This window comes from Lactiplantibacillus sp. 7.2.4, from assembly GCF_018991185.1.
Taxonomy (GTDB): Bacteria; Bacillota; Bacilli; order Lactobacillales; family Lactobacillaceae; genus Lactiplantibacillus; species Lactiplantibacillus pentosus.
Genome location: NZ_JAGYGS010000076.1, coordinates 1 through 14,019, shown reverse-complemented (window position 1 = coordinate 14,019; position 14,019 = coordinate 1). Strand labels below are relative to the sequence as shown.

The 14,019-nt window shown below is 47.4% G+C and carries 14 protein-coding genes and 1 other RNA gene; 6 read left to right on the top strand and 9 right to left on the bottom strand.

The annotated features are described in order from the left end of the window. Nucleotides 1-60 precede the first annotated feature (60 nt). The 7 genes from KGF70_RS15250 to KGF70_RS15220 form a co-directional block, all read right to left on the bottom strand. Nucleotides 61-312, bottom strand: a complete 252-nt coding sequence (locus KGF70_RS15250; protein ID WP_003637791.1) for a YaaL family protein — start codon at nt 310-312, stop codon at nt 61-63. Nucleotides 313-327: 15 nt separating this feature from the next. After that, entirely contained in the window at nt 328-927 is a 600-nt protein-coding gene (recR, locus tag KGF70_RS15245; protein WP_216769362.1) for a recombination mediator RecR, read from the bottom strand. A gap of 15 nt (nt 928-942) precedes the next feature. After that, nucleotides 943-1,251 (bottom strand): YbaB/EbfC family nucleoid-associated protein, encoded by a 309-nt coding sequence (locus tag KGF70_RS15240; protein ID WP_003637789.1) that lies wholly within the window; start codon nt 1,249-1,251, stop codon nt 943-945. Between the two features lie 21 nt (nt 1,252-1,272). Next, the gene (gene dnaX, locus KGF70_RS15235; protein ID WP_101874010.1) at nt 1,273-2,976 is read right to left on the bottom strand and encodes a DNA polymerase III subunit gamma/tau; all 1,704 of its coding nucleotides are present in this window, start codon (nt 2,974-2,976) and stop codon (nt 1,273-1,275) included. Nucleotides 2,977-3,299: 323 nt separating this feature from the next. After that, nucleotides 3,300-3,397, bottom strand: an RNA gene (ffs, locus tag KGF70_RS15230) — signal recognition particle sRNA small type. A 47-nt stretch (nt 3,398-3,444) separates the two neighbouring features. Next, the gene (gene tadA, locus KGF70_RS15225; protein WP_003637787.1) at nt 3,445-3,951 is read right to left on the bottom strand and encodes a tRNA adenosine(34) deaminase TadA; all 507 of its coding nucleotides are present in this window, start codon (nt 3,949-3,951) and stop codon (nt 3,445-3,447) included. 2 nt (nt 3,952-3,953) lie between these two features. After that, on the bottom strand, nt 3,954-4,562 hold the full coding sequence (locus tag KGF70_RS15220) for a class I SAM-dependent methyltransferase (protein WP_216769364.1): 609 nt from the start codon (nt 4,560-4,562) through the stop codon (nt 3,954-3,956). 222 nt (nt 4,563-4,784) lie between these two features. On the opposite strand from KGF70_RS15220, the gene KGF70_RS15215 reads away from it, so the two are divergent. The 4 genes from KGF70_RS15215 (at nt 4,785) to KGF70_RS15200 (ending at nt 9,049) form a co-directional block, all read left to right on the top strand. Further along, nucleotides 4,785-5,015 carry a redoxin NrdH gene (locus KGF70_RS15215; protein ID WP_003637785.1) on the top strand — a complete coding sequence of 77 codons (231 nt, stop codon included), beginning with the start codon at nt 4,785-4,787 and terminating at the stop codon, nt 5,013-5,015. 140 nt (nt 5,016-5,155) lie between these two features. After that, complete coding sequence (gene nrdE, locus KGF70_RS15210) at nt 5,156-7,321, top strand: class 1b ribonucleoside-diphosphate reductase subunit alpha (protein WP_050339178.1); 2,166 nt, start codon at nt 5,156-5,158, stop codon at nt 7,319-7,321. 27 nt (nt 7,322-7,348) lie between these two features. Continuing rightward, a complete protein-coding gene (gene nrdF, locus KGF70_RS15205) occupies nt 7,349-8,359 on the top strand; it encodes a class 1b ribonucleoside-diphosphate reductase subunit beta (RefSeq protein ID WP_216769365.1) in 1,011 nt (336 codons plus the stop codon). A 114-nt stretch (nt 8,360-8,473) separates the two neighbouring features. Continuing rightward, nucleotides 8,474-9,049 (top strand): TIGR00730 family Rossman fold protein, encoded by a 576-nt coding sequence (locus KGF70_RS15200; protein WP_050339179.1) that lies wholly within the window; start codon nt 8,474-8,476, stop codon nt 9,047-9,049. 171 nt (nt 9,050-9,220) lie between these two features. Here KGF70_RS15200 and mprF read toward each other — a convergent pair whose 3' ends face one another. Further along, on the bottom strand, nt 9,221-11,824 hold the full coding sequence (mprF, locus tag KGF70_RS15195) for a bifunctional lysylphosphatidylglycerol flippase/synthetase MprF (RefSeq protein WP_088770014.1): 2,604 nt from the start codon (nt 11,822-11,824) through the stop codon (nt 9,221-9,223). Nucleotides 11,825-12,120: 296 nt separating this feature from the next. Here mprF and KGF70_RS15190 point away from each other — a divergent pair, with 296 nt between their 5' ends. Beyond that, nucleotides 12,121-12,732 carry a cell surface protein gene (locus KGF70_RS15190; protein ID WP_216786488.1) on the top strand — a complete coding sequence of 204 codons (612 nt, stop codon included), beginning with the start codon at nt 12,121-12,123 and terminating at the stop codon, nt 12,730-12,732. A gap of 11 nt (nt 12,733-12,743) precedes the next feature. Next, the gene (locus tag KGF70_RS15185; RefSeq protein WP_216769368.1) at nt 12,744-13,718 is read left to right on the top strand and encodes a DNA/RNA non-specific endonuclease; all 975 of its coding nucleotides are present in this window, start codon (nt 12,744-12,746) and stop codon (nt 13,716-13,718) included. Here the strand turns inward: KGF70_RS15185 and KGF70_RS15180 are convergent. Continuing rightward, on the bottom strand, nt 13,699-14,019 hold a 321-nt coding region (locus KGF70_RS15180), incomplete at its 5' end, for a hypothetical protein (protein WP_216786487.1). The two genes, KGF70_RS15185 and KGF70_RS15180, sit on opposite strands and share 20 nt — an antisense overlap.

The window sequence follows — 14,019 nt, the reverse complement described above, 5'->3', positions numbered from 1 at the left end:
ATGACCGCCATTAACGTGTAACGTTTTTGATTATCTGCTATTCAATTAAACCTAACAGGACTACTTATCAATCACCGAGCGCTGAATCGTCTGTCCATGGACTTGCCGTAACCGCGCTTCACGGTAGAGATACAAGTACTTGGCGCGCGCTAACGCAGTCTGAGTGACGAGTTCACTCGTATTGTTGTCGTAGACCGCCTCTTGGTTCTGCTTAGCGCGGTCCCAGTCCACCTTAGCCGCATTCAACGTCGTCAATAATTGCTCATCGTACGTTGCTTTGGGGTGCTTGATCTTCTGTTTGCGTTTAAACATACTAACACCTCCGAATTACATCTCTTGGCGACCTTCAACCGCCTTAAACAGGGTCATTTCATCCGCATACTGAATATCACTGCCGACTGATAACCCGTGAGCCAGCCGCGTTACTTTGATGCCGGCGGGCTTAACTAGCCGTGAAATATACATCGCAGTGGCTTCACCCTCAGGCGTGGCGTTGGTCGCGATGATGACTTCTTCGATGGCTTCATTTTGCTGGAGCCGTTTCAATAAACTGGCAATGTTGATATCTTCCGGGCCCTTACCGTCGATTGGCGAAAGCACACCATGCAGCACGTGATACAACCCGTTATATTCCTTGATTTTTTCCATCGCCATGACGTCCTTGGCTTCTTCCACCACCAGCACAGTGCTCTGGTCGCGCGACTTGTCCTTACAAATCACACACGGATCATCTTCAGTGATATTGCCACAAATACTACAAAAATGCAGGTCCCGTTTGGCCGCAATCAGCGACTTAGCGAACTCGGTGACATCATCACCGTTCATATCAATCGTATAAAACGCCAGCCGTGTCGCCGTCTTGCCCCCAATGCCGGGCAACTTCATGTAACTATCGATCAACTTCGCAATTGGTTCTGGATACTGCATGTGCTTACCTCGTTTTTACTGTAATCCCTTAGTATACTTGCCCATCGTGCTCTGTGTCTGGTCATCGACCTTAGTCAACGCGTCGTTGACTGCGGCTAAGACCAAATCTTGTAACATGTCGACATCGTCTGGATCAACGGCGTCGGGGTTAATCGTGATATCTTGCATCTTCTTGTCGCCAGTGAAGGTCACTTTGACCATGTCGTCAGGCGCTGACCCGGTAAACGTCTGTTCATTTAGAGCAGCTTGTTCGGCCGTCATTTGTGCCTGCATCTTTTTCATTTGTTTCATCATACTTTGCATATTTCCCATTCCACGCATCATAATTATCAGTTCCTTTCATGGTTAGTCTGGCTGAACCTCGACTAGGTCGCCAAACATGTTCTTCGCTTCTTCAACAACGGGTGCTTTGGCCGGTGCCTGCTTCTCAGGAGTGGCACCCCCTGGCTGATGAGTCGCCAAGTAATCCTTACGAATCTGCGGCCATTGCTCCTTAGGTACACACACGATCTTGGGTGCTTGACCCATCAAGCGGTCCAATCCATTACCGAGCGCATCAATCAGTGTCTGGTCATCGATCGCCTTTTGATAAACGAACGCGTAATCAAAGGCAACCACAACGCCATCCGCACTCGCAGCAACCGGCTGAGCAACGTGCATCAGCGCACGTTGGGTCACACTCAAGATATTCATCAAATCGGTCCAAACGTCTCTAACCTTCAACAAGTCATTCTTGGTCGCCGCACCCAAAATCGGATAGATTTGGCTAACGTTGACCTTTTTAACAACTGGGCCACTGCTCGTACGCGGTTTCGCTGGCGCAGGTTTAGTATTCCCACCACCTTGCGTTCGCAACGTTTTAACTTCATTTTGCAGTTGTTCAACTTGTTGTGCGAGCTTGTGCACTGTTGGATCTTCTGGATTGACGGCCGCGGTAGTTGTCGCTGGCTGAGCAGTTGCCGTTTGACCATCCAACTGCGCGAGTTTGACCGTCAAAACTTCCAAGTAAACGTCGGGATGCGTCGTGAACCGCATCTGCTGCTGAATATCATTCAGTGTTTTGACCATCTGATACAAGACTTCGGCGTCGATTTCCTTGGCAAAAGCCTCAAACTGTTGGTCATCTTCGCCCATGGCCACACTGTCGACCATTTCAGGGGCCTGTTGATAGAGTAACACGTCTCGCGTATAACTAATCAAATCTTCGATGAAGCGGTTCGCATCTTTACCTTCTTGTAAGATTTCGCGCATCGTCTCCAAGGCCGGTTTGGTCTCGTGGTGCGTCACCTGCGTCACATAATTGGCCAGTAACTGCTTGGTGACACTCCCCGTGACCATCAACGCATCATCTAGGGTGACCGTGTTATCCCCGAAGGAAATCACTTGGTCCAAGATACTCAATGCATCCCGCATCCCACCTTCAGCGGCCGCCGCAATCACACGCAGCGCTTTTTCATCGTAGGTCACGTCTTTTTCATTCAGGATGTAGACCATTCGATCATAACTATCCTTGGCCGTGATCCGCCGAAAGTCAAAACGCTGGGTCCGCGAAATAATCGTTAACGGAATCTTATGTGGTTCAGTAGTGGCTAAAATGAAGATGACGTTTGCCGGCGGTTCTTCCAACGTCTTCAACAGTGCGTTGAACGCCCCGGTCGACAACATGTGGACTTCATCAATAATATAGACTTTATAATCCGCCTGGGTCGGTGCGTACTTGGCCTTATCACGGATATCACGAATTTCTTCGACCCCGTTATTGGAAGCAGCATCGATTTCGATGACATCGTTCAACTGCCCCTTGGTGATCGCCGTACACGTCTCACATTCATTGCACGGCTCCCCGTCAACCAGATGGTGACAGTTGATGGCCTTCGCAAAGATCTTAGCTGCCGACGTCTTCCCAGTTCCCCGGGGACCTGTAAACAGATACGCATGGCTCGTCTGGTGGGTCATAATGGCATTTTTTAACGTCTGGGTAATCATTTGTTGCCCGACGATTTCATCAAAGCGTTGGGGACGCCAAACCCGATATAGTGCCCGATACATGCGATTCTTCCTTTCTTACATCAGTCATATTTATGTTTTGTTATTAAAAAATCATTGGCTTGTGGTTCGTCAGTCGGCTCAAGAAGTCGGACTAAGGCGCATACCGGCTGACGAACAAGAATCCACCAACTGGCACGTTTTAATCAGCGTTAATGCTGAACAATCACCGACACAACGAATGTTACATTACTATATTAATACCATCTGTATGTGAATGCGACCTCAACTCAGTGTGCACGACAAGTCGTCATCCAAGCATCGGCCGTAAAAGCCAGTTAGGTTAAATAAAAAGCTCTCAACCGAATGGCTAAGAGCTGTTACATTTCATAAAAACAAAAGGCACAAGATGAAGCAAACTTAGTGCTGCTTCCTTCCGGACCTGACACGATTCGTAAATCCACCCTTGCCTTTTGGCCTTGCGGCAAATACTATAATACATGATTTTTCTGATAATTACCAGCCATCCGCCTAATTTTTTTCGGCAGCTGCTCGGCGGGCTTTCTTCGCCGCTTTCTTGCGTTTCCGAATGTCACGGAAGAAGTTTTCCAGCATCTCACCCGCTGGCCGTGCTAGAATGCGCTCATGGACCGTCACCTGATGATTCAAACGCGTATCATCCATCACTTGATATAAACTACGGACGGCGCCGGCTTTCGGATCCCGCGCGCCAAAGTAAAGTTCTGGTACTCGGGCATTGATGATCGCGCCACTGCACATCAAGCAAGGCTCCAAAGTCACATAGAGTTGGCAGTCTTCTAGCCGCCAACTATGCAAATACTCGCAAGCTTCTTGAATCGCAATGATTTCGGCATGCATCGTGGCATCTTGACCATGCTCGCGCAAGTTATGGCCGCGGCCAATGATTTCACCCTGGTGCACGATCACGGCACCAATTGGGACTTCACCAATCAGGTAAGCCATCCGCGCTTCATGCAACGCTTCTTGCATCCAGTCTTCCGCTGTTGGTTCTGCCACGACTATCCCTCCTTTACACTCTGCAATATATAGTAGCCTTTATCCTTTTTAATAATCTGACAATTACCAAAAGTGGTCTGCATCAACTTCTTCGCAGAGGGCGCCCCCTGCTTCTTCTGTAAGACAACGGTCAGGGTTCCGCCCACAGCGAGTCTTGAACTAGCCCCGGTCAACATTGCATCAACGACGGCCTTACCCGCGCGTACTGGCGGGTTCGTCACAATGGCTGCATAGTTGGTCGCCGTGACCTGCTCGTAAACATCCGACGTAAAAATATTAACGTTGGTGATGCCATTTAAGGCGACATTTTTTCGCGCCAGACTCAATGCTAATTCGTTGACGTCGACCATATCGACAGTCCGTTCTGGCGACTGATACGCTAACGCCATCCCGATTGGCCCGTAGCCGGTCCCCAAATCAAGAATCGGCCCATCCGGTAAATCGGTAGCGTCAAAGGCCGCTAGTAGCGTCCGCGAGCCGTAATCGACGGTCCGCTTAGAGAAGACGCCGTTGTCCGTTGTAAATTTAAATTGGTGATTAAAAATTTCAAAATTCCACTGCTTTTCATCATGCACAATATCCGGATTGTGTGTATAATAATAGTTGGTCATATTTATTTTCCTCTGAATTTCTGGTCTATATCTATGATAACTGATTCAACGAGTGAACCACAAATAATTTAAAAAAACTTTTCGTCGGTTAAAGGCTGACACTGACACAACATCTGGGGTTTGTGATTTTTACCACGCCCTAGATGTTGTGTTTTTTGATTGTTTTTTTCACCACATGTTGTATACTAAATTTATCAGAAAAACGAGTTAGGATGATGAAAGATGAAAAAAGTTACCGTATTTACTAAAAACAACTGCATGCAATGCAAGATGACTAAGAAGTTCCTTACTGCGCACAATATCGCCTTTGAAGAAAAGAATATCAACACGAATCCTGAATACGTGGATTACTTGAAAGATCAAGGCTTCCAAGCAGTTCCCGTTGTTGAGATCAATGGCGAAGACAGTATTTCTGGCTTCCGTCCCGATGCTTTAAAACAATTAGCTGTCTAGTTTACCCGCGCTTTTTTGCGTGGTTACATAGCTGGTTTGTCTTACAAAATATCATGAACGACCCACAATCAGTTGGACGATGATTGTGGGTCGTCGATTTTGCCAGTCACTATTATTATATTGTAGAAAGAGGATTCCTTATGACCTTAAAAGATTTAAAAGACGTTACGTATTATGACTTGAATAATGAGATCAATATTCCCGTTAATAATCAGATTCCACTCAATAAAGACCAAGATGCACTCGCGGCCTTCCTTGAACAAAACGTTAAGCCCAACACGATGACCTTTGATAGTCTCAAAGCCCGGTTTGACTACTTACGTGAACACGACTATTTGGAAACCCCTGCCATCGACAAATATGATTTTAGCTTCATTGAAAAGCTTTACGATTACTTGCGGTCCCAAGATTTCCATTTCAAGACATTTATGGCCGCCTACAAGTTTTACGCCCAATACGCGTTAAAGACTGACGATGGCGACTACTACTTGGAAAACTTCATCGACCGGGTCGCAATGAACGCCCTCTACTTTGCGGACGGTGACGAAGGTCTTGCCATGGATTTGGCTGACGAAATCATTCATCAACGTTACCAACCGGCAACACCGAGCTTCTTAAACGCTGGTCGCGCGCGGCGGGGCGAATTGATTTCTTGCTTCTTGATTCAGTCGACGGATGACATGAACTCAATTGGCCGGACCATCAACTCCGCACTCCAATTATCACGAATCGGTGGTGGGGTCGGTATCAACCTCAGCAACTTACGGGGTGCCGGCGATCCCATCAAGCATATCGATGGCGCTGCTAGTGGTGTCGTTCCAGTCATGAAGTTATTGGAAGATAGTTTCTCATACTCCAATCAATTGGGACAACGCCAAGGTGCCGGGGTCGTTTACCTCAGTGTCTTCCATCCAGACATCATTTCCTTCCTCTCTGCTAAGAAGGAAAATGCCGATGAAAAGATTCGGTTAAAGACGTTGTCACTCGGTGTGACCGTTCCTGATAAGTTTTATGAACTAATCAAGGCGGACGCTGACATGTACCTATTTAGTCCTTACGGGGTCGAACGTGAATATGGGGTCCCATTCTCATACGTCGATATCACTAAGGAATACGACAACATGGTCCAAAACCCGAACATCCGTAAGACTAAGATCAAGGCACGTGACCTTGAAAATGAAATCAGTAAGTTACAACAAGAATCTGGTTACCCATACGTCGTCAACGTGGACACCGCTAACCGCGACAATCCAATCGATGGCAAAATCGTCATGAGTAACTTATGTTCTGAAGTGATGCAGGTCCAAACACCATCACTGATCAACGATCAACAACAATACGAAAAACTCGGTACCGATATCAGCTGTAACTTGGGGTCAACGAATATCGTTAACTTAATGGCTTCCCCTGACTTTGGTCACTCCGTTGAAGCAATGGTGCGGGCCTTGACGTTTGTCACTGACCACTCCAACGTCGACGTTGTGCCTTCGATTCAAAAAGGAAACCATCAGGCTCATACGATTGGTTTGGGTGCGATGGGGCTGCACGCCTACTTCGCCAAGAACCATATGGAATATGGGAGCAAGGAAGCTGTCGACTTCACGAACATCTACTTCCTACTCTTGAACTACTGGACACTGAAAGCTTCTAACGAAATCGCTCGTGAACGCCACGAAACTTTCGTTAACTTTGAAAAGTCGAAGTACGCGGATGGGACTTACTTCGACAAGTACACGACTCAAGATTGGCAACCGAAATATGACAAGACGGCCGCCCTCTTTGATGGCATCTTCATTCCAACCAAAGCAGATTGGGAAGCCCTCAAGGAAGCTGTTATGCGCGATGGTCTTTACCACCAAAACCGGATGGCAGTCGCTCCAAACGGCTCGATTTCTTACATTAATGATACGACCGCTAGCTTGCACCCAATCATCAATCGGGTCGAAGAACGGCAAGAAAAGAAAATTGGTAAGATTTATTATCCCGCTCCTTACCTATCTAATGATACAATTGGTTATTATAAGTCAGCATATGATACAGATATGCGCAAAGTCATCGACGTTTACGCGGCTGCTCAGCAACACGTTGATCAAGGGATGAGTTTGACACTCTTCATGCGTTCAACGATTCCAGCTGGCTTATACGAATGGAAAGATGGTCGCACTGATAAGATGACCACGCGGGACTTGAACATTTTACGGAACTACGCCTATCATAAGGGGATCAAGTCCATTTACTACATCCGGACCTTTACCGACGATGATGGTGAAGTTGGCGTAAATGAATGTGAAAGCTGCGTAATCTAGTATCTTAGATCTCTAGGAGGATAACAAATGGCAACAGACTTGGCTTACTACCAAAAACTGCTCAGTAATGGCAACTATAAGGCAATTAACTGGGATCAAGTTTCAGATGCAATTGATAAAAGTACCTGGGAAAAACTAACGGAACAATTCTGGTTAGATACCCGGATTCCGGTCTCCAACGATATGGCAGACTGGCGTGAATTAGATGACGACCATCGTTGGGTGGTTGGACACGTGTTCGGCGGGTTAACACTGCTTGACACCTTACAATCACAAGATGGCTTGCAAGCCCTTCGGCGAAACGTCTTAACGTCCCACGAAACGGCCGTTTTGAATAACATTCAATTCATGGAATCGGTCCACGCAAAGAGTTACTCAACGATTTTTGAAACGTTGAATACGCCTGACGAAATCAACGAAATCTTCGACTGGAGTGACAGTGAAGAATTCTTGCAAACTAAGGCACAATGGATCTACAAGCTTTACGATAATATCGATGAAGACCCATTGAAGCAAAAAGTAGCGAACGTCTTCTTGGAAACGTTCCTGTTCTATTCCGGTTTCTACACACCGCTATATTACTTGGGTCATAACCAATTACCAAACGTCGCCGAAATCATCAAATTGATTTTACGGGACGAAAGTGTTCATGGCACTTACATTGGTTACAAGTTCCAATTAGGCTTCAAGAACCGTTCCGAAAAGCAACAAGCCGAATTCAAAGACTGGATGTTCGACTTCCTCTACAAGCTTTACGAAAACGAAGAAAACTACGTGCACCTCGTTTACGATCAAATTGGCTGGTCAGATGAAGTTTTGACCTTCAGTCGTTACAACGCCAACAAAGCCTTGATGAACTTGGGTCAAGACGCCCTCTTCCCAGACACGGCAGAAGACATTAACCCAGTCGTCATGAACGGGATCTCAACGGGGACTTCTAACCACGACTTCTTCTCACAAGTTGGGAATGGTTACCGGTTAGGTCAAGTTGAAGCCATGCAAGATACCGATTACGATATTGGTGAACCAGACGACTAAAACGTCTCGTCAGTACGAACGTTGTTAGTTGGTATCACGGTGTTATTAATTAAAATGCGGCTCGGCAGCGGGTCGCATTTCTGCTAGGAAAATTTATTTTGGGGGTCGTTTCAAATGGCAATTCATAATATTTGTGTCTTTTGTGGGTCCAATTCTGGTTTGGACCAAGCTTTTAGTGATAAGACGGTCGCGCTAGGCAAATACCTCGCTGCCAATGATTATCAACTGGTCTATGGTGGGGGTGACCATGGCCTGATGGGGAAAGTCGCCAAAGCAACCATGACGGCTGGTGGGCGCGTGATTGGTATCATTCCCCACTTTCTCGTCGAACGCGAACTCGCTTTCAAAGAAGTGACGACGTTCATCGAAACGCGTACGATGACGGAACGGAAAGAAAAAATGTTGCATCTCGCTGACGCATTCATTGTCTTACCCGGCGGCTTCGGAACGTTTGAAGAATTCCTGCAGATGCTCTCATGGAGTCAGATGGACATCCATCAAAAACCAATCGCCCTGTACAACATTGACGGCTTCTACGATGACCTGGTCAACATGCTGCAAAAGACCGCCGATTTGGGCTTTGCACCGGAAGCAAACCTTGACCTGTTTATTAATGGTCATGATTTGGACGAAATCTTCGACGGCTTTCAGCACTTTAAACACGTCCTACCGCCTAAATATACGAATTAAGCCGCTCGCCATACCGTTATTCGTGTGGCGCTACGACGCAATGACAACCAAAAGACCCGACGTACACGTCTAATTGAAAGACGGTGCGTCGGGTCTTTTGTTGTGTGGGAAGTTGTGTTGATGGGGCTAAATCTGGGCGCGTGTCAGCTAGCAACGACGCATCCCATTCAACTATTTCAACCGTTTGAATAACCACACTGGTCGGCGTTGGCCAGATTTATGCACCCGCGTATTCACCACCTGCAGCAACTGGAGGATGGTGAAAATCAGCGAATTGCGTTTACGGTAGGCGATGTACTTCGGCGCCCAATCCGTCACATATTTTTCCTTATAGGAACGCAACCCTTGGAACCCATATAGTTGGTACCCGTACTCATAGATCAAATGGGCAATCTTTTCTTGAATAAAACTATACCGGGAGACGCCGACGCCGGATAATGGCGCCATTCCCATATTGAAATAGGCATAGCCGTCATCACGCGCCTGTTCAAACAAGTGCACGAACACCGTATCCATGATGCCGGATGGGGCGGCCTTACTTGAACGCATTAAGTCGATCGAGGTCGTCTGATGATTCCCCTGCGGCATGATGTTGGCGAAAGCAACAATCCGGTGCTCAGGATCATAGACGACGGCGATGGGCGCCTGATTCAAGTACGACTCATCAAAGAAGCCCAGTGAGAAGCCCTTTTCCGTCTCACCGGCTAGCCAACTATCTGAAACGGCCCGCAGCTCGGCCATGACTTCTGCGCTAAACGGTGGTTGCAACACCGCAAACTCATACTGATCACGTGCAAATTTATTCATTAACGCGCGTTCACCGCGGAGCCGTTTACCAGCCAGACTAAAATCAGCCAATTTAACATGACCTTCCTCACCCGTTTTGATGAAGTCAAAGCCCATCTCATGCAGCCGCATCGTCAGCGTCTCGTTGATCTCATAAAAGACCAGCGAGCAGCCATCGCTATCGGCATCATCTAGCAATTGTTCAAGCGCCGCCTGGAGCACCGCCTGATTGCCAAACGGCTCACCCATGATAATTAATTTATCCGCCTTGAGCTGATACAAGAAGATGAGTTGGTCTTGGCCATCAACTTGATAATAGTAAGCTAACTTATCATTCAAGTAAGCTAAATGTGAAATTTCATTACCACCATAGTTGTCGATGACCTGCTTGACCCGCGCGGCATCCACCGTTTGCTGTAAACGCTGGTTGTGACCGCTGGCAAAATATCGATACATCAAAACTAAAATCATGGCAGCCAGGACGAGTCCCAGCACCCCAAATAACCAGAGCTTCTGTGACGGGAAGAATAGTGCTTCGGGAACCGCGTGCCGGTGATGGATCTGCGGCGCGTTGTAGACCCCCACGATCGTGTACAACACGAAGGTCACGACGTAGACACAACCAACCCACAACGTTTGCCCCCACGAAAAGGCCATCCGGTCGCGATAATAGGCGTGCCGTGACAGTGCTACTAACGCCAGAATAATGACTAGGAAAATAATAAATTTCATGGAAATTGCATCATAGACGACTAACCAGCGAATCGTATTCAAAATTGCGACCAGCAGAACGATCACGGTCGGCCAAAACGCCTTTTTGACCCGTCCGGCCGTTCCCAACGCGACCCCAATTAGTAGAAACGCCATGATGATACTACTTGCTTGGTTAATGAAAAAGAACGTGTACGGGTAGAACTGCAAGAACAGTTTATTATTGTACGCGAAGTTGGGGACCGTCGACATGAGCAGCATCAAGAAGCCAGAGACGTACAGAAAGACCGTCAAGACCATCTGAGCGCCCCGTTGCAAGGCTTGCTTAGGAATTCCTGCCAATCGAACATTGAGCCGATGTCCCGTATCATGGACGAATAGCACTAGCCCAATGGCAAACGGAATAATATAGTAGAATAATCGATAGAACAACAGCCAGGCGACGGCATCTGGGCGCGAAACGCCGACCGCTGCCAGGCCAAAAATCATGAAGACGTCAAACGAGCCGATTCCGCCGGGCACCATTGAAACCTCACCAACGACCGAGGCAATCACAAATAACGGGACAACTGCCGCAAAATCAATCGGCAGCCCCATAAAGTTCCCAATCAACAGGAAGAACAGCACGCAGCCGGTCCATTCACCAAATGAGCCACTCAATAAGCGCACGACATTACCTAGTGTCAAGCCATCAAAAAATTCCGAATCATTGACCCGGGTGAAAATAAAAATGGCTGGAAAATACAAGGCCCCGCCGACGAGCCAAATCCAGTAAGTCCCGTACATTTGACCAATGCCGAAACCGTAAACTAGGACCAGCGAAATCATACAGTACAGTGATAGGCCCGAAACTAAAAATAACGCGATTTTGGAAATCGCAAATACGATTTGTTTTTTAGTCGCTTCACGGTTATAAAAGTTAGCGCGCAAGGACGCACCCAGCACGCCACCAAAGCCACCAATATTCGTAAACGTATTGGTGATCCACCCCGCTTTTAGAATATAGCCCAATGAATAGTGATTGGGTAAAAACTTCGTAATCATCACATCGTATGTCAGCATTGGCGTGACGGCAATAATCCCAATCACGACCATACTCAATAGATGCCACCAACTTTGCGAAGCCAGTGCGGTCGCCAACTGCGCACCGCTGACCTCCTTCGCGATTTTGCCGACTTCTGAAATCACAAATAACAGGACGGAGAACACAAACAGCGCCTTAATGATCCCCATGCGTTTATTGATTGCCGCCCCGATTTTCTGTAACCTTGCCTTCAAAAAAATTCCCCCATCTGGTCTGTTTGTTCCTATTATCGCAATCTTAGCCTGTTTATACAACCGTTATCGGCGTTTTACGGCATCCGAGTGCCCGATTGAACTAATAATTTCACATTACTAACTTTAAGCTGAACCACTGGACTTTACCAGCAATTTGCAACACTCATCCATCCTCAAGCAAGCCACCTGATTCTCCAAACCGCAGTCCACTAGTATTCTGACAGCCAAGTAGCCTTTACCCGCGGTTACCGTTTCTGTATAATAATATTTATATACTTACCAAGGGGGAGACACACATGCACCATGCTAAACAGCTTGCAATTATCTTTGCGAGTTTATTCATTTTAACGGGCTGCACCACGACTGCGCAAGATTCTGCCAAGCAAGCCAGCACCAAAACGCAGGTAGTCCGCGTCACGAAACGGACTAAGGCCAACAAGACTGCTTGGGCCAAGGCACGCGCGGCTAGTCGAGCAAACGCCGCATCAGCTAAGGCGCTCAGCTCAAGCGAAAAGCAACTCTCACTGGCCGCTAGTCAGGCTGATTCACAATCTGACCAACTCGCAAGTTCCGCCGCTGCCGTCAAAGCTTCTTCGCGTGCAGCATCCAAATCCGCTGCCAGCGTTGCCGTAGCCGCATCAGCGTCACAGTCCAAAGCTGCATCCGAAGCTGCGAGCGAATCTAAACAAACGGCCCAAAGCCAGACTGGTTCCACTCAGACCAGCCATGCCAACCGGACCTCGGGCGATACCAACACTGCGCAAACGGGCCGCATCGTCGGTAACCGCAATTCAAAGATTTACCACGTTGAAACGGGTCAAAACTACCGGATGGCGGGTAAAAATGCGGTTTATTTTAGTACAGAAGCTGAAGCACAAGCTGCCGGCTACCGCAAGTCACTACGTTAGGGGGAAGCACATTGGGAATCATCGGAACACTTATTTTATTGGCCGCAATCTACTGGGGTTGGCGGAGCTATCGCCATTATCCCGGACGGCAATGGTGGCGGCACGGTTGGCCCGCGCTACTCTTATTGCTCGTCAGTATTGGACTCTTTAGTCTACCGGGGAAGCAGGCACAACCGACAGTCAAAACTAAGACCGTCACCAAAACGCACCTAGTTACCGCAACCAATGATCAAAAATTGACTGCACTTCAAGAAGCGAACTCGGCCTCTGCTAGTAGTTTAAAGCAAGCTGCCAAGCAATTATCAAAAGACAAAACACAAGTCGATAATCAGAAGAAAAAGAACCAACAAGCTGGTGCAACGTCCAAAACGGCCGCAACCACCACTACCGGCAGTAATCCAAGTAACGCAGCGTTGGCCAACAAAACCTATGCAGGTCAACAGACGATCACCGTCAATCAAAATCAGCCAGCGTTTAGTCGTGACGACCTCAGTACCAGCCGCGGCGCCTGGCAAAAATACGGCGACTTAGACCAACTGAACCGGGTTACGGCTGCCAACGCCCTACTCAACCAATCACTAATGCCTAAGGCCGAACGTGAGGCGCTCAACGTCCAACCAACTGGCTGGCATAATAAACGAATCAGCAGCGGCTGGCTCTATAATCGCAGTCACTTGATTGGTTACCAGTTGACTGGTCAAAATAATAACATCAAAAATCTGATGACCGGAACTCGCACCTTGAACGACCCCGAAATGACGACTTACGAAGACCAAGTCGCGGACTATTTGAAAGCCAGTCCCAATAACTACGTCCGCTACCAAGTAACCCCAATTTTCAGGGGCAACGAATTGTTAGCCCGTGGTGTTCAAATGCGTGGTCAATCTGTTGGCAGCAACGCCGTTAGTTTTAACGTTTATATCTTCAATGTTCAGCCTGGGATGACGCTGAATTATAATGATGGGACTAGTTCGGTGAGTCGCTGATTGGGCTTACATTAAAAAAACTGGGAGTGACGCGCACTTCCAGTTTTTTTGCGTATTTAGTTAATGACGGGTAGTTGATACTATCATTGAAGAGACCAAAAACAACAAATTTAGTATTAAGACGGCTAATACGGGGTTCATAACGTACAATCACTGGCTTAACCACGCGAAAAGAATAGTGTCTATTTAGCTCAGAAAATTGACCTGAACATTTTAATACAATACAATAGAGAAAATGAGATGGTTGGTAATCAGCGATGATAAGCCGACTAGAACAAAAGGCATTTTCTTCTATTAGGAG

Excerpts from the sequence above, each read along its gene's own strand:
- KGF70_RS15250 (WP_003637791.1), bottom strand. The coding sequence starts at position 312 with ATGTTTAAACGCAAACAGAAGATCAAGCACCCCAAAGCAACGTACGAT.
- dnaX (WP_101874010.1), bottom strand. The coding sequence starts at position 2,976 with ATGTATCGGGCACTATATCGGGTTTGGCGTCCCCAACGCTTTGATGAA.
- KGF70_RS15215 (WP_003637785.1), top strand. The coding sequence starts at position 4,785 with ATGAAAAAAGTTACCGTATTTACTAAAAACAACTGCATGCAATGCAAG.
- KGF70_RS15200 (WP_050339179.1), top strand. The coding sequence starts at position 8,474 with ATGGCAATTCATAATATTTGTGTCTTTTGTGGGTCCAATTCTGGTTTG.
- KGF70_RS15190 (WP_216786488.1), top strand. The coding sequence starts at position 12,121 with ATGCACCATGCTAAACAGCTTGCAATTATCTTTGCGAGTTTATTCATT.
- KGF70_RS15240 (WP_003637789.1), bottom strand. The coding sequence starts at position 1,251 with ATGATGCGTGGAATGGGAAATATGCAAAGTATGATGAAACAAATGAAA.
- nrdE (WP_050339178.1), top strand. The coding sequence starts at position 5,156 with ATGACCTTAAAAGATTTAAAAGACGTTACGTATTATGACTTGAATAAT.
- KGF70_RS15220 (WP_216769364.1), bottom strand. The coding sequence starts at position 4,562 with ATGACCAACTATTATTATACACACAATCCGGATATTGTGCATGATGAA.
- recR (WP_216769362.1), bottom strand. The coding sequence starts at position 927 with ATGCAGTATCCAGAACCAATTGCGAAGTTGATCGATAGTTACATGAAG.
- nrdF (WP_216769365.1), top strand. The coding sequence starts at position 7,349 with ATGGCAACAGACTTGGCTTACTACCAAAAACTGCTCAGTAATGGCAAC.